Below are 20,371 nucleotides of genomic sequence, written 5' to 3'. Positions count from 1 at the left end.
CGTGCGGTCTCAGAGGGGTCCCGTGCTCCCGCGGACGATCAGCGTCGGCGACACCGACGACGTCACGGAACGGGTGCGTCCTTCGATGCGCTCGACGAGCAGGCGCGCGGCGGTCGCCCCGATGACCTGCCCGTCCTGGTCGACGCTGGTGAGGGAGATGCGTTTGAGCGAGGCGATGCCGATGTTGTCGTATCCGGCGACGGACAGGTCCTCAGGCACCGACAGGCCCGCCTCGTCGGCGGCGCGCAGCACGCCGAGCGCCGCGATGTCGGCGCCGGCGAAGATCGCGGTGGGCCGGTCTTCGCGCGCGAGCAGCTCGCGCGCGCCTTCGTAGCCGCCCTCCTCGGTGAAGGAGGTGGCCAGCACGTCGTCGGCGAGCCCGTGGGCGCGCATCGCCTGGCGGTAGCCTTCGGCGCGCACCGTGTGCGGCAGGCCCTGGGCGCGGGCGCGCTCCAGGTGGGTGATGTGCGCAATCCGGGTGTGCCCGAGCCCGACCAGGTGGTCGACCACGAGCCGTGCGCCCATCACGTCGTCGTCGACGACCGAGTCGTAGGCCGAGGCGGCGCCGTGACGGCCGATCACGACGACCGGGGTGCCCGCCGCGATGGCCGCGAGCTCGGCGTCGGTCGTGACCGGCGAGATCAGGATGAGGCCGTCCATGCTCCGGTCGATCATGGCGTCGGTCATCCTGGCCTGCGTCTTGGGCTCGATGCCGCCGGGCCCGAGCAGCACCTGGTATTCGGTGCCGCTCAGCTGGCCGGTGACGCCCTCGATGATGTCGGGGAAGAACGGGTTGCGGGTGTCGGAGAGCATGACGCCGAGCGTGTAGGTGCGTCCGCGCAGGGCGCGGGCGGCGGCGTGCGGGCGGTAGCCCAGCTCGTCGATGGCCTGCGTGACCTTGGCCTGCATCTCCGCGCTCACGCCGTAGGCGCCCCGCACCACCTTCGACACGGCCGCCGTGGACACCCCTGCCCGCTTGGCCACATCGGCGATGGTCACCCGTCCGCTCGTCACAAGCTGCCCTTCTCGTAGAACGTTTTCTGGTTGGTGAGGTTAGTCGACCTCTTGACATCTGGCTAGAGACTGGAGAACGTTCTACACAACTTTCCACGAACAGGAGCACAGGTGTGAGAGCTCTGCTTGGCGCCGTCATCGCTCTGTCCCTCGTCGGCTGCGGATCCACCGCCCCGGCGGAGGAGACCGGCCAGGTGAAACTGACCCTCTGGCACAACAGCGCCGACCCGGCACCGCTGCTGGAGATGTACAAGAAGTTCGAGAAGCAGTCCGGCCACACGATCGAGCTGATCTCGATCCCCTCCGACGGCTTCGAGGACACGACCCAGACCAAGTGGGCCACCGGCGAACGCCCGGACATCCTGGAGTACCACGCGACGGTCAGCGGCCTGCTCGCCCTCAACCCGGCCGAGAACCTGCGCGACCTGTCGGGCGAGGCTTACATCGCCAGGTCCGGCGACCTCTACCAGGCCGCGGGATCCGTCAACGGCAAGGTCTACGCCGCCATCACCGGCTTCCCCCAGGTCTTCGGCCTCTACTACAACAAGAAGCTCCTGCCCGAGCCGCCCAAGAGCTTCGCCGAGCTGTCCACGGCGTGCGCCTCGCTCAAGTCGTCGGGCGTGACGCCCGTCTTCGAGGCCGGCGGTTCGATCTGGCCCACGCAGATCCTGCCCATCCTCTACCTGGCCGACGCCAACCAGGCCAACGCGTACGGCAAGGCCATCGCGGGCCACAGCAGCACGCTGGCCGACTCCGGCTCCCCCTTCGTCGCGGGCCTTTCCGCCTACGCCAAGCTGAAGGCCGACGGCTGCTTCAACAAGGACATCGTCACCGCCAAGTTCGAGGACTCTATGAAGGCCCTCGTCACCGGCAAGGCGGCCATGGTCGCCCAGCACTCCGACATGCTCCCCGCCCTCCTGGCGGCCGCGGGCGGCGACCAGAAGACGGTCGACGAGAACGTCGGCTTCGTCGGCCTGTCGAGCGCGAAGCCGCTCGTGACCTACGCGCCCGGCCCGATCGGCACGTTCTACCTGCCCAAGACCGGTGACGCCGCGCGGGAGAAGGCGGCGCTCGACTTCGTGCGCTTCATGACGGGACCGGCCTACGCGGAGTACATCGCCGCCTCCAAGACCTTCCCCGTGCTCAAGGACGTGCCGGACCCCGAGGGTGTCTCGTCCGTGCTGCAGGACGTCAAGAAGGCCTACGACACCGGCGCGGTCATCGCCTTCAACTCCGACATCCCCGGCATGGGCGGGCTGGCCCAGCTCATGTCCGAGCTGATCGCCGGGCAGAAGGACCCGCAGACCGCGGCGACCCAGCTCCAGAGCCAGGTCGAGCAGGCGGCCAAGGCGGCGGGGCTGCCAGGATGGTGATGAGGAACAACCGGGCGGCCTGGCTGCCGTGGGCCCACAGGTGGGCGCTGCCCGCGATTGTGCTGGTCACGGTCTTCTTCGTCGCCCCGTTCCTGCTCAACGTGCGGTTCGCGTTCTCCTCCTGGACGAGCTTCCGGGCCGAGATCACCTGGAACGGCCTGGAGAACTTCGGCACGCTGATCGACCAGGACCTGCTGGCCAACGCGGTCACCGTGACCGTGCTGTACGCGTTCCTGTGCATGGCGATCCAGAACACCGTCAGCCTCTCGCTGGCCCTGGCCCTCCAGCGCACCAGCCGGATCAACACGATCTTCCGCTCCGCGTTCTTCCTGCCCACGCTCATCTCGCCGCTGGCGGCCGGCTACATCTGGCGCGGGCTGCTGGCCCCCGAGGGGGCGGTCAACTCCTTCCTCGGCATCGAATGGGCGTGGCTGGGCGAGCCGTCCACCGCGCTCCTCGTGGTCGCCTTCATCGACGCGTGGAAGTGGAGCGGGCTGATCACCCTCGTCTACATCGCGGGGCTCAACTCGATCCCCAGGTCGCTGCTGGAGTCGGCGACCGTCGACGGGGCGGGGCCGTGGACCAGGTTCCGCCGGGTGGTCTTCCCGATGCTGGCCCCGGCGCTGACCTTCAACGTGGCGGTCACGCTGGTGGGCGCGCTCAGCGCCTACGACGTGATCGCCGCCACCACCGGCGGAGGGCCGGGCGACCACACCCGCGCGCTCAACGTCGTGATGCGCCAGCAGTGGGGCCAGGGCTTCTTCGGCTCCGCCAGCGCGCTGGGCTTCACCGTGACGCTGCTGGTGATCGCCACCGCCGTGCCCCTGGTCTGGTGGCTGCGACGCAGGGAGGTGGCGGGATGAGAACGTTCGTGAAATACGCGGCGCTGACGCTCTTCGCGATCCCGTGGGTGCTCGTCCCCGTCTGGCTCGTGGTCGTCAACTCCTTCAAGCCCGCGGGCGAGGCCGCCGAGCTCGGCCTGGGCCTGCCCCGCACCTGGGCGATCGCCGAGAACTACGCCACCGTGCTCGACCGGGGCGGCTACCTGGCCGGCCTGTTCAACAGCCTCAAGGTGACCGTGCCGATCGTGCTGGCCGCGGTGCTCCTCGGCGCGGCGGCGGCCTGGGCGTTCGGGCGCAGCCGGTCGCGCTGGCTGCAGGCGGCCTACTTCGTGATGGGCCTGTCGATCCTGCTGCCGCCGTCGATCATCCCGACCGTCTACCTGCTGCGCGCGTTGTCGCTGGACGGCGGCACGCTCGGCTACGTGCTGACGATGACGGGCTGCCGCCTGGGCATCGTGATCTTCCTGGCGACCGGGTTCGTCAGGGCGTTCCCGCGCGACCTGGAGGACGCCGCCGCCATCGACGGCGCCTCCCGCGGCCAGATCTTCGTCCGGGTCCTGCTGCCCCTGCTGCGCCCGGTGCTGTTCGTCGGCGGCGTCATCCTCGTCATCAACGTCTGGAACGACTTCTTCTTCGCCCTGTTCCTGCTCCAGGGCAGCTCGAACGCCACGCTGCCGCTGGCGCTGTTCCAGTTCGCCTCCGGCACGCTGCAGAGCCTGAACTGGAACCTCGTCTTCGCCCACGTCCTGCTCACCACGCTGCCCCTGGTGGCGGTGTACGTCGTCGCGCAGAAGCGCGTCCTGGCCGGCCTTACGGAAGGTGCTCTCAAGGGATGACCACTCACGACATCGCGCTCGACTGGGTCAGGCGCGAGATCAAGGAGGGGCGGCTGCCGTGCGCGGTGTTCGGCGCCGCCACCTCCGACGGGATCCAGGTGCTGGAGGCCTTCGGCGAGCACGACGGCCGCGAGACCAGGCCCGGCGACCACTTCGCGCTGTTCTCGGTGACCAAGCCGCTGACCGGGCTGCTGGCCCTGCGGCAGGTCGAGCGCGGGCTGCTGTCGCTGCGCCGCCCGCTGCGCGACGTGCTGCCGCGTTTCCCGCGCCCCGACGTGACGCTCTGGCACCTGCTCACCCACACCGCGGGCATCGCCGAGCAGACGCTCACCCCCGACGACCTGGTGGAGCACCTCGTCACCGTGCCGTCGCTGTTCGAGGCGGGCACGCTCAGCCACTACTCCAACCTGGCCTTCGCCGGGATCGCCGCGATGGTCCGCGACGTCACCGGCCACGACCTGGCCGACCTGGTCGACGCCGACCTGAACACGCTGGTGCCCGGCGGCGGGCAGATCACCTTCGACCCCGCGTGCGACGCCGCCGAGGTCCACCACCTCGACCTGCTCGGGCCCGGCTTCGACTTCGAGAAGTTCGTCCGGCTCCGCCACCCGGCGGGCGCGCTGTTCTCGCGGGCCGAGGACCTCCTGGCGCTCGGTTCGGCGCTGCTGCGCGGCGACCGCGCGCTGATCCACCCGACCACGCTGGCCGCCATGACCACCCCGCAGACGACCGGCCTGGTCAAACTGCAGCCCGACCCGGTCAACGCCGGGCAGGACTGGGGGCTGACCTGGAACCTGCGCCACTCGGCTCCCGGACTGCTGGAGCGGCGGCTCTACGGGCACGGTGGCGCCTCGGGATGCCAGTGGTGGATGTACCCGGAGCAGGACGCCTGCTTCGTGCTGCTGATCAACGTCATGGCGCCCAGCGTGTTCGGCGTCGACATCGACGGCCTGCACAACGCCTTCACCACCGGGCTCGATGCGTGAAGCGGCAGGTCAGCGGCGCGCAGACGCCCTACATCGGCACGGCCACGCGCGGCCTTCTCCCGGGTCTGACGTGCGGTCTGGTGGATCCGGTGGGCGTGGAGGAACCCCGGCTCTCCTGGGAGGCCCGCCTGCCCGTGGCGGCCGACGTCACCGTCCATGCCGGAGGGCGTGAGGTCTGGCGGACGCTCGTGCCGCCCGGAACCTCCGTGGTGGACGTGCCCGGCGATCGGCTCGATCCGCTCATGCCGTACACCTGGCGGGTCGAGGGGCACGCGACCGGCACGTTCACCACGGGCCTGCGCGGCCGGTGGGACGCGCCGTGGATCGCGGGAGATCCCGAAGCGGCGGTGGCCCTGCGCGGGTCGTTCACCGCGCGGACCGGCCGCGCGTGGCTGGCCGTCACCGCGCTGGGCGTCTACCGGGCGCTGCTCAACGGGGTACGGCTCGGCGACGAGGAACTGGCGCCCGGCTGGACCGACTACGAGCACCGCGTCCGCTACCGGCTGCTGGAGCTCACCGACCGGCTCGTTCCCGGTGAGAACGAGCTGGAGGTGTGGCTCGCGCCCGGCTGGTACGCGGGGCACGTCGCCGGAGGCGGGCCGTTCCGCTACGGCGACCGGCCCGCCGCCAGCGCCCAGGTGCTCGTGCGCGACGACGACGGGTTGCGTCGCGTGGCGGCCACCGGCTCGGCCTGGACGCTGCACGACCTCGGCCGCCCGCGCGCCGACCTGATCATGGGCGAGACCGTACGGGAGCCTTCCGGGCGGTCCTGGCCCGCCTCGGAGGTCCCGGCGCCCGAGATCTCGGTGGAAGCCGACCTCACGCCCCCGGTGCGGGTCATCGGCACGGTGCGGGCCGTCACCGTGACCGAGCCCGCGCCGGGCATCCAGGTCGCCGACTTCGGGCGCAACGTCGTCGGCCGGATCCGGCTGCGCGTCGAGGGCCCCGCGACCATCGAGGTACGGCACGGCGAGGAGCTGACCGCGACGGGACGGCTCTACACCGACAACCTGCGCACCGCCGGCCAGCGCGACGAGTTCGACCTCGGCCCCGGCCCGCACGTCGCGGAGCCCGCCTTCACCCTGCACGGCTTCCGCTACGCGGAGATCACCGGCTGGCCCGGCGCGCTGACCCCGGACGATCTCGAAGCGGTGCTGCTGTCGTCCGCGCTCCCCGTCACCGGCACCCTGACCGTGAGCGACCCCGCCGTACGGCAGCTGATCGCCAACATCGGCGCGTCGGCGGACGGCAACCTCGTCAGCGTGCCGACCGACTGCCCGCAACGCGACGAGCGGGCCGGCTGGACCGCCGACATCTCGGTGTTCGGCTCGACGCTCGGCTTCCTGCGCCACACGCAGGCGTTCCTGTCGGGCTGGGTGACGACGCTGATCGACGGCCAGCGGTCCGACGGCGCGGTCCCGCACGTCGCGCCGGTGCTGCCGGAGTACGGCTACGACTCCCCCGTGTGGTCCGACGCGCTGGTCGAGGTGCCGTGGCTGCTGTGGCGGCGCTACGGCGACGACCGCACGCTGCGCCGCGCCTACGACCCGATGCGGCGCTGGGCCGCCTACTGCCTGGCCCAGGCGGACGAGGGCATCAGGCCAGGAAGGGCCCTGGGCGACTGGCTGGCGCCCGGCACCGTCGAGACGCCCAAGAGCCTCATCGCCACCGCCGCCCTGGCCCGCAGCCTCCGCCTGATCGCGCACGCCGCCGACGTGCTGGGCGAGCCGCACGCTCAGGAGTACGGCGAGGCCTTCACCCGCGTGTCCGGCGCCTTCCAGCAGGCCTTCCTCAACGGGCCGAGGCTGCGCACCGAGACGCAGACCGGCTACGCCGTCGCCCTGGCCTGGGACCTGATCCCGCCCGAGGACCGGGCCGCGTCGGCGCAGGCCCTGGCCGACCTGGTCCGCGACGGCGGCCACCGGCTCATGACGGGATTCGTCGGCACCCCCCTGCTGCTGCCGGTGTTGTCGGAGACCGGTCACCACGACGTGGCCTGCCGGATCTTCAACCAGGAGGGCTACCCGTCGTGGCGCTACCAGCTGCGCGCCGGGGCGACGACCATGTGGGAACGCTGGGACGCCTGGCACCACCGCAACGGCCTGCAGACGCCGGCCATGAACTCCTTCAACCACTACGCCTACGGCTGCGTGGGCGACTGGCTGTTCCGTCATGTGGCGGGCCTGGGCGACGACCCGCGCGGGACCGGCGGCGGCTTCGGCGAGCTGCTGCTGCGTCCCGGCCCCGTTCCCCTGCTCCGTCAGGCGCACGCCCGCTACCGGAGCGCGTCGGGGACCGTCGAGTCGGGCTGGCGGGCCGGGCCCGACGGGGTGCAGTTCACCTTCGACGTCCCGGAGGGCGTGACCGCTCGCGCGGTGCTGCCCGTGCGGGGCGCGTGGGACGGGATGACCGTCAACGGCACCTTCCTCATGGGTCTCAATGAACAGCTGCCGACGACCAGGCTCGGCGACGGGGGATGCGCCCTGAACCTGCCGCCCGGCCGCTGGTCGTTCACGGCCCCGGGACCCGCCGTGAATCATCTGCTCCAAGCCTGGGACGAGCTCCGTTGAGCCGCGTTTACCGCCAGGAGGTGTGGTCAGGGGAAAACCATGACCGAGAATCTGCAACCCATGCCCAACGACTGGACCCGGGCCCTGGCCGTGGCGGCTCACCCCGACGACATGGAGTTCGGCTGCGCCGGCGCGGTAGCGGCCTGGACGGCAGCGGGAAAGCAGGTGGGCTACCTGCTCGTCACCCGAGGGGAAGCCGGCATCGACGGCATGGCGCCGGCGGAGGCAGTCAAGGTCCGTGAGGAGGAGCAGCACGCGAGCGCGGCGATCGTGGGCGTCGGTTCTGTCGAGTTCCTCGACTACGCCGACGGCTCCGTGGAGTGCACGGCGGGCTTACGCCGGGACATCGCCGCCGCGATCCGCCATCACCGGCCCGAGCTGGTCGTGACGTTCAACCACCACGACTTCACCTTCACGGGAAAGTGGAACTCGCCCGACCACAGGAACACCGGACGCGCCGCCCTGGACGCGGTGCTCGACGCGGGTAACCGGTGGATCTTCCCCGACCTCGAGGCCAAGCCCTGGAACGGGGTGAAGTACGTCGCGGTCGCGGGTTCGACCCAGCCGACGCACGCGGTCGACGTGACGGGATTCCTCGATGCCGCCGTCGCCTCCGTCGAGGCTCACCAGGCCTATCTGGCCGGGCTGGGAATTCCGCCGGGCGCCGCTCGCGGCCCGCTGGAGGGCTTCGCCCAGGCCACGGGTCAGAGGTTCGGCGGCCGCCCGGCCATTCCGTTCGAGCTTCTGGAGTTCTAGAAGAACGGCCATACGTCCACGTATTCGGCCAGCCGCTTTTCATCTACCAGCAGGAAGGGTTCGGACGTCGGCAGAACGAAGCCGGCGTCCTTGAACCTCTTGAGGAAATAGCCGACCCGCGAGCGCGTGGTGCCGACCATTCCGGATAGTTCTTCCTGGGTGATTCGGTCCTCAATGGCACGGATATTATGCGCGCAACGTTTTCCGATTTTGCGCGATAAGTTCAGCAGCACGAAAGCGAGGCGTTGCTCGCTGTCCATGGTCACCATGGTCGCTATGACGTGCTGCTGCTCCGCCAGCCGCTGGGCCAGATGGTCGATGAACGCGTCCAGCAGGCCGCTCTCGGCGAGAGCGGCCCGAAACCGGACGGCGGGGATCTTCCTGACCCAGCAGGTCCGCATGGCGGTCGCTGTCTCGAAGCGCTCCGGGCCGAGCAGTGACAGTTCGCCGAAGATGTCACCGGCCGTGAAGATCGAGAGCAGGCATTCCTTGCCGCAGCGGGCGTACATCTGCGTTTTGATCTGGCCGCTCTCGACCAGGTAGATGTTCCCGTCGCGCTGACCGCAGTTGTAGATGTTGGTTCTTTTCGGCACCCTGACCGACGAGGCCTCTACCGAGTCTCGTGCGATGAAGGTTCGCAGGTCTTCTCTGAACTGTGTAACTTGTGCAGAAGTCATCCCTTGCCTCTACATCCGTCCCCGGCGTCTTTTCCCGTCCCCCTACCCTTCAACCTAACGCCAAACGTGACAAATGCGAAATCTGCACGTGACCCATTCTTTTAGCAGTTCTGGATGAAATCCCTGGCCGTCTTCATCAGATCTTCGTCGCCCTGGAACAGCGAAATGTGATCGCCGTGCGGCCTGACGTGGAGCTTCGCGTCAGGGAGCGCTCCCGCCACGACCCTCGACCCGTCGGGATGGGCCGTCTCGTCGTCCTCGCTCGTGACCACCAGGACGGGCCGCTCCAGGCCCGCCAGCCAGGGCGTCACGTCCGTCTTCATGATCTCCCCGTTCAGCCCGCAGTAGCGGAACAGCAGGTCCGCCGTGGCGTACGGGTAGACCACCAGGTGCGCCAGGTCCGGCGGCACCGTCGAGAGCATGGTCTGGCACAAGACAGGATGGATCGCCGCGGCCCGGTCACGGTCCGCGGCGCCCATGTCCATGAGCGCCACCAGGTTCTGCTGGTGGTGGGTCTTCTCCGCCGCCGCGACGGCCGCGAAGTCCCCGTGCCACAGGCTCAGCGACGACACCCTCCCTGGATCCCGGTGCGCTGCCGCGAGCCCGACCACCGCGCCGCCGCACAGGCACATCAGGTGGGCCGTGCGCACGTCGAAGTGATCCATCACGGCGAACAGGTCACCGGCCTGGGCGTCCACGTCCGTGGCCGGGGCCGCGGCGTCCGTGGCCGGCCCGAACAGACCGCGGGTCTCCCAGGTCAGCACGTGGTGGTCGACAGCCAGGAAGCGCACCCACTCCTCGCACAGTTTGGCCGGCATGCCGCAGGCGGCGACGATGACCACGGCAGGAGCGCCGTGCTTCCCCGCGCTGTAGGCGGGCAGCGGCGGACCGCCACCCGGCAGGGGGATCTCGTGGCGGGTGCACAGCGCCTCGAAACCGCCGGCGACGGCCTCGTCGGCCGCCCGGTCGATCTCGGTGGGCGCGAAGCGCGTGTCGAGCCCGCGGTGGTGCAGACCGAGGTGGTCGCTCACCACCCGCTCGAACGTTCCCAGGCCCTCGTGGTCGTCGGTGAGGTGGAACTCCGGTGCGCCCAGCCCAGCCGCCATTCTGTTCACCAGGGAGGCGATCTCAACCGGGCCGGCCAGGCGCACCGGGTGCTCCAGGACGTCCACCAGCGGCCGCACGGACAGCATGGCGTGGGCCAGACTCGTCAGTTCCGCTGTCACGAGCATCACCGTGTCGTGAAGGGGTGTCCTGTGGTCGTGGAGACCGCGATGCGGTTGTGCGGGTTGTCGTTCCTGCCCGCGACCAGCACGGCCCCGTACTTCTCGAGGCTGACCCGCCCGCCGTACTCCTCGATCTCGTCGCTGCCCGGGTAGATGTCCACCCGCGTGGGCACGTAGCGGCTGGCGAAGCCGAGCCGCATCTCGTCCGTCTTGCCGTTGTGCGGCAGCGAGGCGTGCATCAGCGTCGACCAGAACAGGATGGCCTCACCGGGACGCATGACCATCGACACCGCCTTCGACTCGTCCGGCTTCCAGTCCGGATCGATCTGCAGTTCGCGGTAGTCGTAGCCGAAGAACCCGCGACGCACGCCGTCCTTCTCCGCGCTGTTGATCTGGTTGGGGTCGTAGTGCATCCGCTTGGTCTCGTCGTAGAACATCGTCTGGTGGGTGCCGGGGATGAACTGCAGGCAACCGGTGTCCTCGTTGGCCTCGGTGAACGCGGTCCAGACGGTGACGGTGCCGCCGAACTCCTCCGCGTCGGGCCAGACGATCTGCGGCTTGCCCGAGGCGTTGGCGAAGGTGTCGGCCTGGTGCCAGTCGGTGCCCTCGTCGCCGGGGTACTTGGGGAAGAACTCGGTGCGCCAGCACAGCACGTCGGGCCCGAGCACGCTCGTGACCCTGTCGACGATCTCCGGCCGGCTGACATGGTCGGCCAGGAACTCGGAATCGAGGTGCCGGTCGTAGTTGGCGATGTTGGTGTTGCCCGCGGCCGCGCCCTCGTCGCCGTAGGCGGCGTTGCTGCGGTCCATCAGGCGCAACCGCTCCCGCCGCCACATCGCGCGCATCTCGTCGATCTCGTACACCTTGAACGGCCCGAAGTAGCCACGCTGGTGGAAGAGCTTGAGCTCCTCCCTGTTCATGGCGTGGGTACCTTGTACACGACTCTGTTGCATGATCGTTCCCTATGCGGTCAGTTGGTGGTCGACGCAGGAGGCCAGGCAGGCCACGGAGGCGTCCTCCTCCAGCTCGCGGCCGGTGAGTGACACCCCGAATCGCTCGTTGACCTGGGCGATGATGCGGGTGAACGCGAGCGAGGTGGCGCCGAGGTCGAACAGGTCAACCTTGGGCGGGACCTCCTCGCGCTGGAGCACCTCCTCGGCTATACGCTGCACGACCTCCAAGGTCGCGCTGTCATCGGCGCTGCTCGTGACGTTGTCGACGAGGGCCGTGCGGTCTGCCTTTCCCTGCGGTGTCATGGGGATCTCCGGCACGATGTGGAATTCGGATGGCCGCGCGTGCGCGGGCAGCTCATCCGCCGCGCGCGCGGCGAGCTGACTTGCCAGGTCGCCGCCGGGCGAGGCGCCCGGGTCGGGCACGACGAACGCCAGCAGGCGCACATCGCCCTCGCCGTAGTCGCGTGGTGCGACCACCGCGGCGGCCACCTGCGGATGGCCCTGGAGGCACAGTTCGATCTCCCGCGGCTCGATGCGGAAGCCCCGCACCTTGAGCTGCTCGTCGGCGCGCCCCCGGTAGACCAGTTCTCCCTCGGGCAGGCGCGCGGCCAGGTCGCCCGAGCGGTACAGGCGCTCGCCGTCCGGCCCGGTGACGAAGCGCCGGGCGGTGAGCTCGGTCCTGTTGAGGTAGCCGCGGGCGAGCCCGGGACCCGAGACGTACAGCTCGCCCTCCGAGGCCGGGTAGCCCCCGGCGTCGAACAGGTGCAGCCGCAGGTCCGGGATCGGCACGCCGATCGGGCTCTGCTCGGGGTGCTTGAGGTCCTCGTCGGTGACGCGCCGGTAGGTCACGTGGACCGTGGTCTCCGTGATGCCGTACATGTTGACGAGGTGCGGGCGCTGGTCGCCGTAGCGCGCGATCCAGGGCCGCAGCGCCTCCACGTCCAGGCGCTCGCCCCCGAAGACGATGTGACGCAGCTCGTACGGCGAGGGCCGGTCACGCCTGACGTCGGCGGTGACCAGCTGCCTGAAGGCCGACGGCGTCTGGTTGAGCACGGTGACGCCCTCGGTGATCAGCAGCTCGCGCAGCTCTTCCGGCAGGCGCGCGGTCATGCTGGGCACGATCACGAGCCGCCCTCCGTACAGCAGGGCGCCCCAGATCTCCCAGACGGAGAAGTCGAAGCTCACCGAGTGGAAGAGCGTCCACACGTCGGTCTCGTCGAAGCCGAACCAGGGGTGGGTCTGCTCGAAGAGCCGCACGACGTTGCGGTGCTCGATGAGGACGCCCTTCGGGGTGCCGGTCGAGCCCGAGGTGTAGATGACGTAGGCCAGGTCGGCGTCGGTCGCCTCCGGAAGGGGCCCGCCGGATTCATCGGCGTCTTCGTCGATCCAGACGACCCGGGACGTGCAGTCCTCCAGGTGGTCGGCGACCCTGGTGGTGGCCACCACGGTCGAGACGGTGCTGTCGTGCAGCAGGAACTCGATGCGTTTGGCCGGGTAGGACGGATCGACCGGAACGTAGGCTCCGCCGGCCTTCAGGATGCCGAGCAGGCCGACGATCATGTCGATGCCGCGTTCGGCGCAGAGCCCCACCAGGACGTCGGGGCCCACCCCCACGGCGGCCAGGCGCCGCGCGAGCCGGTCGGCCCGCCGGTCGAGGTCGCCGTAGGTGATGTGCTCACCGGAGGCCGACACGGCGATCCGGTCGGGCGCGCTGCTGGCGCGCTCGGCGAAGATCTCGTGCAGACACTGGCCGATCATGTCGCGTACATCCCCCAGTGATGCGGGGTGAGCGCGACGTCCACCATGCTGCCGGGGACGAACATCCTGGCCCACGTGCCGCCGCCCCGCTCCGGGGCGATCCGCTCCTGGAAGTACAGGTCGCGGATGCGCTCGTCCTTCACGTGCAGGGCGAGCACCTTGTAGTAGGTCGTGAGCGACTTCATGTGGATCAGCCAGTGGATGCGGTCGGCGGCGCCGAACGCCTCCTCGTAGACGAAGACGGTCGCCTCGCCCGGCAGGTTCTCGTTGATGGACTCCGCGGCCTCCCGGGCGAACGTGCGCCCCTCGGACCTGAAGTCGTACTCGAGCTGGGCCGTACGGTGCAGCAGCAGCCCGCAGTTGCCCGAGTGCACGAGCTGGTCGACGGGCTGCGGCACCTGCTCCCTGGCGCCCGGAAGGCCCGTGAGCGGGCCCTGCTGCTGGTAGACCGAGGTCTGCTTCTCGCGCTCGCCGTCGACCTTGGTGCCGTACATGCCCCAGAACTGCGGCATGAGCACGGTCTCCTGCATGCTGCCGTCGACGAAGATCTTGTCCCAGCCGCCGCCGCCCTTGTCCTCGGAGACCTGCTCGGACGACACGTTGCCGCGGTACTCCTGGTCCGAGGTGCCCATGTGGACCATGGCCTCGTAGGCCTCCAGGGAGCTCAGATGGATGAGCCAGTGCAGCTTGTCCTTGATCCCGAAGGTCTCCTCGTAGACGAAGACGCTCGCCACGCCCACCTGCTTGACGTTGACGAACTCGGCCATCATGCGGGCGAACTTGCGTCCTTCCGCGTGGAAGCCGTTCCTCACCTGCGCGGTGCGTTCGACGATCACGCCGGCGGTCGAGGAGTTCAGCAGGTCCGTGGAGTCCACGGAGGTCTGCGCCTCGGCCGGCGGGATGACGGGATTCGGATGGGTCATCGCTACGCTCCGTCCATCTATCGACTATTTCGTCACGCTAATCAGGACCGCGGAGACCGCCTGCTCAATAGTGAGCAGGCGGGGGTTTCACCAGGTCACGGGCAGTGCGTGCACGCCGTACACGAACATGTCGTTACGGAAGGGCACCTTCTCCACGGGGACGGCCAGGCGCAGGCCGGGGATGCGCCGGAACAGCGTCGACCACGCCGCTTCCAGCTGGGTTCGGGCCAGGATCTGGCCCATGCACTGATGGATGCCGTATCCGAAGGAGAGATGGTCCCGTTGCTCGCGGTCGAAGTCGAGCCGGTCGGGATCGTGGAAGATCTCCTCGTCGCGGTTGGCCGAGGCGAGCACGACCACCACGCCGTCGCCGGCCTTGATCAGCTCTCCGCCGACCTCGACATCGGCCGTGGCGGCGCGTCGCGCGCCGTAGTCGATGACGGTCTGGTGGCGGATGATCTCCTCGATCGCGGCCGGTAACTTGTCGGGATCGCGGCGCAGCTGCTCCAGCCGGTCCGGATGTTCCAGCAGGACCAGGGTGCCGACGCCGATCTGGTTGGCGATCGTCTCGTAGCCCGCCACCATGAGCAGCGTGGCGATGCCGACGACCTCCTCGCGGCTGACCCCGGCCTCCTCCCTGCTCCGGCCCAGGCGGCTGAGCAGGTCGTCGCCCGGCCGGGCCTCCTTGGCCGCCACGAGCTCGTCGAGGTAGGTCTTGAGGTCGTTGCGCACCTTCATGCGCTGCTGGGGGTCGACGCTCTGGTCCCCGATGGCCTTCGTCGTGTAGTGGAAGTACTCGCGGTCTTCGTACGGCACGCCGAGCAGCTCGGTGATCACCTGCGAGGGCAGCGGCAACGCCAGCGACTCCACCAGGTCGACGGGGGGCGAGGCGCCCGCCATGTCGTCGATCAGCGAGTCGGCGATCCGCTGGATCGCCGGGCGCAGCTCCTGCACCCGCCTGCGGGTGAACTCCGGCAGCAGCAGGCGCCGCAGCCGCGAGTGGTCGGGCGGGTCCATCCGGATGAACGTGCCGGGTCCCGGCGGCTGCGAGGTGAGCCGCGCGGGGAAGCCGGGCGTGGAGAAGTCGGAGCTGAACCTCGGGTCGCCGAGGATGGCCCGCGCGTCCTCGTACCTCGTCACCAGCCACACCACGCTGTCATCGAAGTCCAGCGTGATGCGGGTGATGGGACGTCCGGTGCGGAAGAGCCGGTACTCCTGCGGCGGATCGAGCGGGCAACTCCTGGCGATCGGATAGGTGGCGGGTAAGGTCACGTGATCCATGTCAGGCCTTAGCGGTCCGGTTCGTCGGGGCCTTCTGGGCCGGCTTCTTCGACATCGCCGACATGTCGCGCAGCGGGATCTCCTTGAGGAAGAAGGTCGCCACCAGGCCGATGGCCGTCGCGATCGCGCTGGCGAGGAAGAGGTTGCTCATGGCGTCGGCCAGCTGGGCGGGGGACACGCCTCCGCCGCCGAGGACGTCGCCCTGCGCCGCCACACCGATCTGGGCGGTCAGGATCGAACCGAGGACGGCCAGCGCCACGGGTCCGGCGATCATCCGCCAGAACTGCACCTGGCTGGTGCCGACGCCCACCTGGCTCATCGGCACGGCGCTCTGCACGACCGAGGTCGCCATCGGGAAGGCGATCCCGATGCCCACGCCGATCAGGATCATGGCGGTGATCGGCACGCCCTGGCCGGTGTGGGGGCCGACGGTCGACAGCAGGAACAGCCCACCGGTGATCGCCAGCATGGCGATGACGCCGAGGATCCGGTAGCGCGACATGGCCGTCAGGGCCTTGCCCGCGATCGGGCCCATGAGCATCAGGCCGAGGGTCATGGGGATGAGCAGGGTGCCCGAGTGCGTGGCGGTCACGCCCATCACGCCCTGGTACTGCAGGGGCACGTAGAACGTCACGCCCATCATGGCGAAGGCCGAGAAGAAGGCCACCACGGCCATGATCGCGAACTGCGGGGTCTTGAACAGCGGGAACGGCACGATCGGATTGGCCGCGACGCGCGTCTCCACCAGGAAGAACACCACGAGCATGATCGCCCCGCCGATCAGCAGGGCCAGCACCTCGGGAGAGGTCCACGCACGTCCGTCGCCGGTCAGCGTGAGCCCGATCAGGATGGGCACGACGCCGGCGATGAGCGCCAGCACCCCGCCGAAGTCGATGTCGCGCCAGCTGGCTCCCGAACGCACGAAAGGCACGCCGACGACCACCGCGAGGATGGCCAGCAGGCCGATCGGCACGTTGACGTAGAAGACCCAGCGCCAGCTCCAGCTGTCGGTGATGAGGCCGCCGACCGGCGGGCCGATCACCATGCTGAGCCCGGCGACGCCGAAGAACACGCCCTGCATCTGCGTGCGGCGCTCGGGGGTGTAGATGTCGGCCAGCAGCGTGAAGATGTTGGCCATCAGCACACCGCCGAACAGGCCCGCGAGCCCGCGGAAGCCGACGAGCTGCGGCATCGTCTGGGCCGCGCCGCACAACCACGACGCGACGAGGAAACCCGCCAGCCCCACGAGGAGGACCGGTTTGCGGCCGAACATGTCGCCGAGCTTGCCCGCGACGGGTACCACGACCGCGGCGGCGACCGCGTAGGAGACTCCGACCCAGGCGTACAGGCCCAGGCCGTTCAGGTCGTCCGCGATCCGCGGCATGGCCGCGCCGACCACCGACACGTCGATCGACGCCAGCGCGAGCGCCAGGAGTGCCCCGATCGTGGCGAACAGCTGGGCGCGTGGCGACACCGCTGGTGGTCCTGTGCTGGTACCGGGGTTACTCATGGGACATCGCCTCCCTAGGCGGCTCTCGAGTGCTCCCGCTTTCCCCTCCAGCCAACAGACAGCCGGGACGCGAGTCTGCTCAACACTGAGCATCCCGGGCGCGGGCCGCTTCCTAGGATCGGCCGCATGACCACGACGCTGCCGGAGTTGGTGCGTGACCGCGACGGCGACCACGTCGCGCTGACCGTTGACGGTGACCGTTTCCTGTCGGTCGGGGGGTGGCTGCGCGAGTCGGAGGAGCTGGCCCGCCGCCTGCCGCCCGGCCGGATCGCGTTGCTCTTCGACGACTGGATCGGCTACGCGATCGCCGAGCTGGCGGTCCACATGGCGGGCGGAACGGTCGTCGGCCTGTCGCCGAAGCTGCCCGCCCGCACGTTACGTTCGCGGCTGGCCAGGTGCGAGGTCGCGGGCCTGCTGCACGGTCCCGAGGTGCGCGCGCCCGCGGCCGGCTTCGGCGGCTGGACGGCCACGCCGGAGAGCCTGCGCAAGACATCCCGTACGGCCGGCGGCCCGCCCGACGACCTCGCCGAGATCCTCTTCACCTCCGGCACCACCGGAGGCGCCAAACCGGTGGCCGTCAGCCTGGCCAACCTCACCTTCGGCCACGAAGGACGCGGCCGGCTGTTCGACGGCATCGACGGGGTGCTCGCGGCCGTCCCCGTCGGGACCAACGCCGGGCACAGCGCGATGATGACCGCGATGACGGCCCCGGCCACCGTGCACGTGCTGAGCGGCCTCGACCCGGAGACCGTCGCCCGCATGATCGAGAAGCTGCGGGTCCCGATGGCCATCGTCCCGCCGTCGATCGTCACGCGGATGGTGGCGTACGGCTGGCACGAGCGTCACGACCTGACCGGGCTGCGCGCCCTCATGCTGGGCTCGGCGCCGGTGCCGATGGCGACCGTGAGCCGGCTGGCGAAGGCGCTGCCCGAGACGAGGATCGTCATCGGCTACGGCTCCACGGAAGCCGCCCCCGCCTTCGTGAACCGGCCCGTCGACTCCATGGAGGAACACCTGGGCAGGCCCAGCGGCGGCACCGACCTGATGATCCACGGGGACGACGGGCCGCTCCCGGCCGGGCGGCTGGGCGAGATCTGCCTGCGGTCGGAGGCGCCGCAGCGGTCCTACTTCCGCGATCCGCGCGCCACGGCCCGGGTCTTCAGGGACGGCTGGACCCACATGGGTGACCTCGGTCACGTCGACGAGGAGGGGCGCCTGCACTTCTTCGACCGCGCCTGCGATGTCATCACCGCCGACGACCGGGCGATCTCCTCCACGAAGGTGCAGCACGCCCTGCAGTGGCATCCCGAGGTGGTCGAGGCGGCCGCCTTCGGCGACGCCGAGGGCGTGTGCGCCGCCGTCGTGCTGCGCTCGCCCGTGCCGGAGAAGGAGCTGCACCGCGCGGCCGCCGAACGCCTGGACCCGCACGAACGGCCCGCGCGGATCGTCGTGGTGGACGAGTTGCCGCGCGGGCCGATCGGCAAGATTCGCAAGGCGCTGCTGCGGCGGCGGCTAGCCGTCCGCTAGCTCCAGCAGCTTGGTCACGGTCCGCCAGTTGCGGGCCGTGGCCGTCACGCCGAGCAGCTTCTCCCAGAAGGAGTAGGTGAGCTTGGTGTTGCGCACCCCGTTGGGGCACCAGACGTAGATCTCCTGCCCGACGTGCTTGAACACGTCGGGTTCGTACTTCTCGGGATCCACTTCCTTGATCTTCTTGGCCTCTGGCTTGTCCGACAGGAACGTCACCAGATACAGGGCCGGATCGGAGGCCACCTTGCCGAGCGGATCGGCCTTGGCGATGGCCGCGAGCTCCGTCTTCGTCCTGACCAGCACGGGCACCTTGACGCCCAGTTCCTTGGCCAGGGCCTGCTCGATCTCCTTGGCGGCCCGGTCGGGGGCCTTGCCGGAGCTGTAGACGACGTTGCCGCTCTGCAGGTGGGTCTTGACGTCCTCGTAGCCCAGGCCCTCCAGCAGTTCGCGGAGGGCGGGCATGCCCACCTGGTTGCGGCCTCCGACGTTCACGCCACGCAGCAGCGCCACCTGTCGGCTCATCTCGGCTCACCCCTTCCGGCTGGGAACCCCCGCCGTCCGGTGGCGGCGCTCCCTGATCCGTTCGACGAGATACGCGGCATCATCTTTTACCCACCAGATGAGGGCCGAACCATAGGAGTGCTGGCACTGCATGCCGAGGATGTACAGGCCGGGGGCGTCGGTCACGCCGCGTTCCTGGATCGGCGCGCCGCCCTGGTCGAGCACGGGGGCGTGCATCCAGGAGTAGTCGTAGCGGAATCCGGTGGCCCACACCACGGCGTCGGTCTCGACCTCGCTGCCGTCCTCGAACCGCATGGTGCGGCCCTCGGCCCCGATCGTGCGCCCGACGAGTTCGAATCCGTGCCGTTTGGAGAGCTTCTTCAGGCTCGGTCCGACGAGGATCGTCTTCTTGTGCAGGCGGTCGCGCTCGCCCTGCAGCGGCTTGGCGATCAGCCCGAACTTGTCGCCCCACCAGTGCAGGCCCTTGCCGAGGAAGCGGCGGCCGAAGTGCGGCAGCGGCGAGCCCTGCGACAGCAGCACCCGGTGGGTGGCGGCGAGTTCGGGGGCGATCTGGGCGCCCGAGTTGGCGGCGCCGACCACGACCACGGTCCTGCCGGGGACCTGTGACGGCTCACGGTAGGTGCCGGTGTGGGTCTGGTACACCTCGTCGCTCAGCCCGGCGGCGATGGGCGGGACCTTGGGCAGCCGGTAGGCGCCGGTGGCGACGATGACCTGCTCGGCCTCGAAGGTGCCGGCGGTGGTCTCCAGCCGGTAGCCGCCGTGGGCGGGTTCCAGCGAGGTGACCTTGGTGCCGAGCCTGATCGGCAGGTCGAACTCCCGCGCGTAGGCCTCGACGTAGTCGGCCATCTCGTCCTTGCTCGGGAAGCGGTTCTTCCCGCCGGGGAAGCGCAGGCCGGGCAGCGCGCAGTACTCGGCGATCGTGAAGAGCTCCAGCGAGTTCCAGCGTTTGCGCCAGGCCTGTCCCACCCGGTCCTCCTCGTCGAGGATGAGGAACGGGATTCCGGCCCGCTTGAGGTAGTAGCCGGCCACCAAGCCACTCTGGCCGCCACCTACCACGATCACTTCCACACGCTCAGCCATGGTCTACGACCCCCTTCGACGTCTGTCGAGCCATCGTCGCCGACCATGGAAGAGCGGGTCTGCTCAGAGTTGAGCAGACCCGCTCGTCACTGGAATCGGGGGTCAGCCGTTGGTGAAGTTCAGGGTGAAGTCGGCGGACCCGTCGCTCTTGGAGACGTATCCTCCCTTGCCCTTCAGTCCGGCCAGTTCCTCGGTGCCCGAGTCGGGCACGACCGACCAGTCGGCCTTGGCCAGGCCCTCCTCGAAGGTGCCCGTGGCCTGCAGCACGAAAGTGCCCTTGCGGCCCTTGACGCTGCCGACGACCTGCTGGAGGCCGACGAAGGTGGCGGAGGTGTCAGAGGGGTAGACCATGAGGTACTCGGAGGTGCCCTCGCCCTCGATGTCTCCGGTGAAGGTGTTGGTGAAGTGGGCCTTGGTGAGTTTCGCCTGCCCCTTCTTCTCGGAGTAAGGCTTCTCGTCCCACCCCGTTACCTGGTACGTCCCCTTACCTTGCGTAGTCATGGCGTCTCCTTCCGTTTTTCGTGCCTTACCCGTCAC

At 69.6% G+C, this 20,371-nt stretch carries 18 protein-coding genes; 7 read left to right on the top strand and 11 right to left on the bottom strand.

All coding sequences use genetic code 11. From position 1 onward, the window contains the following. Positions 1 to 9 precede the first annotated feature (9 nt). Positions 10 to 999 (bottom strand): LacI family DNA-binding transcriptional regulator, encoded by a 990-nt coding sequence (locus ACIBH1_RS31695; RefSeq protein ID WP_397317632.1) that lies wholly within the window; start codon positions 997 to 999, stop codon positions 10 to 12. 128 nt (positions 1,000 to 1,127) lie between these two features. Here ACIBH1_RS31695 and ACIBH1_RS31690 point away from each other — a divergent pair, with 128 nt between their 5' ends. The 6 genes from ACIBH1_RS31690 to ACIBH1_RS31665 are packed head-to-tail and all read left to right on the top strand — an operon-like array spanning position 1,128 to position 8,377. Beyond that, positions 1,128 to 2,387 carry an ABC transporter substrate-binding protein gene (locus ACIBH1_RS31690; protein ID WP_397317631.1) on the top strand — a complete coding sequence of 420 codons (1,260 nt, stop codon included), beginning with the start codon at positions 1,128 to 1,130 and terminating at the stop codon, positions 2,385 to 2,387. Continuing rightward, a complete protein-coding gene (locus ACIBH1_RS31685; RefSeq protein ID WP_397317630.1) occupies positions 2,387 to 3,250 on the top strand; it encodes a carbohydrate ABC transporter permease in 864 nt (287 codons plus the stop codon). Before ACIBH1_RS31690 ends, ACIBH1_RS31685 begins: the two co-directional genes overlap by 1 nt. Further along, entirely contained in the window at positions 3,247 to 4,065 is an 819-nt protein-coding gene (locus tag ACIBH1_RS31680; RefSeq protein WP_397317629.1) for a carbohydrate ABC transporter permease, read from the top strand. Before ACIBH1_RS31685 ends, ACIBH1_RS31680 begins: the two co-directional genes overlap by 4 nt. Further along, positions 4,062 to 5,051 (top strand): serine hydrolase domain-containing protein, encoded by a 990-nt coding sequence (locus ACIBH1_RS31675; protein WP_397317628.1) that lies wholly within the window; start codon positions 4,062 to 4,064, stop codon positions 5,049 to 5,051. The genes ACIBH1_RS31680 and ACIBH1_RS31675 overlap by 4 nt, the downstream gene beginning before the upstream one ends. Then, the gene (locus ACIBH1_RS31670) at positions 5,048 to 7,621 is read left to right on the top strand and encodes a family 78 glycoside hydrolase catalytic domain (RefSeq protein ID WP_397317627.1); all 2,574 of its coding nucleotides are present in this window, start codon (positions 5,048 to 5,050) and stop codon (positions 7,619 to 7,621) included. The genes ACIBH1_RS31675 and ACIBH1_RS31670 overlap by 4 nt, the downstream gene beginning before the upstream one ends. A 39-nt stretch (positions 7,622 to 7,660) precedes the next feature. Then, positions 7,661 to 8,377 (top strand): PIG-L deacetylase family protein, encoded by a 717-nt coding sequence (locus tag ACIBH1_RS31665; RefSeq protein WP_397317626.1) that lies wholly within the window; start codon positions 7,661 to 7,663, stop codon positions 8,375 to 8,377. Here ACIBH1_RS31665 and ACIBH1_RS31660 read toward each other — a convergent pair. From ACIBH1_RS31660 to ACIBH1_RS31630, 7 genes are all read right to left on the bottom strand, one after another. After that, positions 8,374 to 9,054, bottom strand: coding sequence for a Crp/Fnr family transcriptional regulator (locus ACIBH1_RS31660; RefSeq protein WP_397317625.1), 681 nt, complete (start codon positions 9,052 to 9,054; stop codon positions 8,374 to 8,376). The genes ACIBH1_RS31665 and ACIBH1_RS31660 overlap by 4 nt on opposite strands. Before the next feature lie 101 nt (positions 9,055 to 9,155). After that, positions 9,156 to 10,280, bottom strand: a complete 1,125-nt coding sequence (locus ACIBH1_RS31655; RefSeq protein ID WP_397317624.1) for an alpha/beta fold hydrolase — start codon at positions 10,278 to 10,280, stop codon at positions 9,156 to 9,158. Between the two features lie 5 nt (positions 10,281 to 10,285). Continuing rightward, entirely contained in the window at positions 10,286 to 11,200 is a 915-nt protein-coding gene (locus ACIBH1_RS31650; protein ID WP_397317623.1) for a chlorinating enzyme, read from the bottom strand. 42 nt (positions 11,201 to 11,242) lie between these two features. Further along, the gene (locus ACIBH1_RS31645) at positions 11,243 to 12,991 is read right to left on the bottom strand and encodes an amino acid adenylation domain-containing protein (protein WP_397317622.1); all 1,749 of its coding nucleotides are present in this window, start codon (positions 12,989 to 12,991) and stop codon (positions 11,243 to 11,245) included. Further along, positions 12,988 to 13,914: a DUF6039 family protein gene (locus ACIBH1_RS31640; protein ID WP_397317621.1), complete on the bottom strand. Its 927-nt coding sequence runs from the start codon at positions 13,912 to 13,914 to the stop codon at positions 12,988 to 12,990. The genes ACIBH1_RS31645 and ACIBH1_RS31640 overlap by 4 nt, the downstream gene beginning before the upstream one ends. An 87-nt stretch (positions 13,915 to 14,001) precedes the next feature. Beyond that, positions 14,002 to 15,186: a cytochrome P450 gene (locus tag ACIBH1_RS31635; protein WP_397317620.1), complete on the bottom strand. Its 1,185-nt coding sequence runs from the start codon at positions 15,184 to 15,186 to the stop codon at positions 14,002 to 14,004. Positions 15,187 to 15,196: 10 nt separating this feature from the next. Beyond that, positions 15,197 to 16,705 carry an MFS transporter gene (locus tag ACIBH1_RS31630; RefSeq protein WP_397317619.1) on the bottom strand — a complete coding sequence of 503 codons (1,509 nt, stop codon included), beginning with the start codon at positions 16,703 to 16,705 and terminating at the stop codon, positions 15,197 to 15,199. A gap of 126 nt (positions 16,706 to 16,831) precedes the next feature. Here ACIBH1_RS31630 and ACIBH1_RS31625 point away from each other — a divergent pair, with 126 nt between their 5' ends. Beyond that, positions 16,832 to 18,232: a class I adenylate-forming enzyme family protein gene (locus ACIBH1_RS31625; protein WP_397317618.1), complete on the top strand. Its 1,401-nt coding sequence runs from the start codon at positions 16,832 to 16,834 to the stop codon at positions 18,230 to 18,232. Here the strand turns inward: ACIBH1_RS31625 and ACIBH1_RS31620 are convergent. The 3 genes from ACIBH1_RS31620 to ACIBH1_RS31610 all read right to left on the bottom strand — a co-directional run bounded on the left by ACIBH1_RS31620 (position 18,218) and on the right by ACIBH1_RS31610 (position 20,335). After that, the gene (locus ACIBH1_RS31620; RefSeq protein ID WP_397317617.1) at positions 18,218 to 18,754 is read right to left on the bottom strand and encodes a DUF1697 domain-containing protein; all 537 of its coding nucleotides are present in this window, start codon (positions 18,752 to 18,754) and stop codon (positions 18,218 to 18,220) included. The genes ACIBH1_RS31625 and ACIBH1_RS31620 overlap by 15 nt on opposite strands. A gap of 6 nt (positions 18,755 to 18,760) precedes the next feature. Beyond that, positions 18,761 to 19,834: a flavin-containing monooxygenase gene (locus ACIBH1_RS31615; protein WP_397317616.1), complete on the bottom strand. Its 1,074-nt coding sequence runs from the start codon at positions 19,832 to 19,834 to the stop codon at positions 18,761 to 18,763. 102 nt (positions 19,835 to 19,936) lie between these two features. Further along, positions 19,937 to 20,335, bottom strand: a complete 399-nt coding sequence (locus tag ACIBH1_RS31610) for a DUF3224 domain-containing protein (protein ID WP_181614168.1) — start codon at positions 20,333 to 20,335, stop codon at positions 19,937 to 19,939. Positions 20,336 to 20,371: the final 36 nt, after the last annotated feature.

The organism is Nonomuraea sp. NPDC050663, from assembly GCF_044456985.1.
GTDB lineage: Bacteria > Actinomycetota > Actinomycetes > Streptosporangiales > Streptosporangiaceae > Nonomuraea.
This window is presented reverse-complemented; position numbering and strand designations above follow the sequence as displayed.

What these genes read in the sequence shown, in the direction of transcription:
- ACIBH1_RS31640 (WP_397317621.1), bottom strand. Translation starts at nt 13,914, where the DNA reads ATGACCCATCCGAATCCCGTCATCCCGCCGGCCGAGGCGCAGACCTCC.
- ACIBH1_RS31660 (WP_397317625.1), bottom strand. Translation starts at nt 9,054, where the DNA reads ATGACTTCTGCACAAGTTACACAGTTCAGAGAAGACCTGCGAACCTTC.
- ACIBH1_RS31610 (WP_181614168.1), bottom strand. Translation starts at nt 20,335, where the DNA reads ATGACTACGCAAGGTAAGGGGACGTACCAGGTAACGGGGTGGGACGAG.
- ACIBH1_RS31630 (WP_397317619.1), bottom strand. Translation starts at nt 16,705, where the DNA reads ATGAGTAACCCCGGTACCAGCACAGGACCACCAGCGGTGTCGCCACGC.
- ACIBH1_RS31675 (WP_397317628.1), top strand. Translation starts at nt 4,062, where the DNA reads ATGACCACTCACGACATCGCGCTCGACTGGGTCAGGCGCGAGATCAAG.
- ACIBH1_RS31680 (WP_397317629.1), top strand. Translation starts at nt 3,247, where the DNA reads ATGAGAACGTTCGTGAAATACGCGGCGCTGACGCTCTTCGCGATCCCG.
- ACIBH1_RS31615 (WP_397317616.1), bottom strand. Translation starts at nt 19,834, where the DNA reads ATGGCTGAGCGTGTGGAAGTGATCGTGGTAGGTGGCGGCCAGAGTGGC.
- ACIBH1_RS31625 (WP_397317618.1), top strand. Translation starts at nt 16,832, where the DNA reads ATGACCACGACGCTGCCGGAGTTGGTGCGTGACCGCGACGGCGACCAC.
- ACIBH1_RS31620 (WP_397317617.1), bottom strand. Translation starts at nt 18,754, where the DNA reads ATGAGCCGACAGGTGGCGCTGCTGCGTGGCGTGAACGTCGGAGGCCGC.
- ACIBH1_RS31665 (WP_397317626.1), top strand. Translation starts at nt 7,661, where the DNA reads ATGACCGAGAATCTGCAACCCATGCCCAACGACTGGACCCGGGCCCTG.
- ACIBH1_RS31685 (WP_397317630.1), top strand. Translation starts at nt 2,387, where the DNA reads ATGAGGAACAACCGGGCGGCCTGGCTGCCGTGGGCCCACAGGTGGGCG.
- ACIBH1_RS31650 (WP_397317623.1), bottom strand. Translation starts at nt 11,200, where the DNA reads ATGAACAGGGAGGAGCTCAAGCTCTTCCACCAGCGTGGCTACTTCGGG.
- ACIBH1_RS31645 (WP_397317622.1), bottom strand. Translation starts at nt 12,991, where the DNA reads ATGATCGGCCAGTGTCTGCACGAGATCTTCGCCGAGCGCGCCAGCAGC.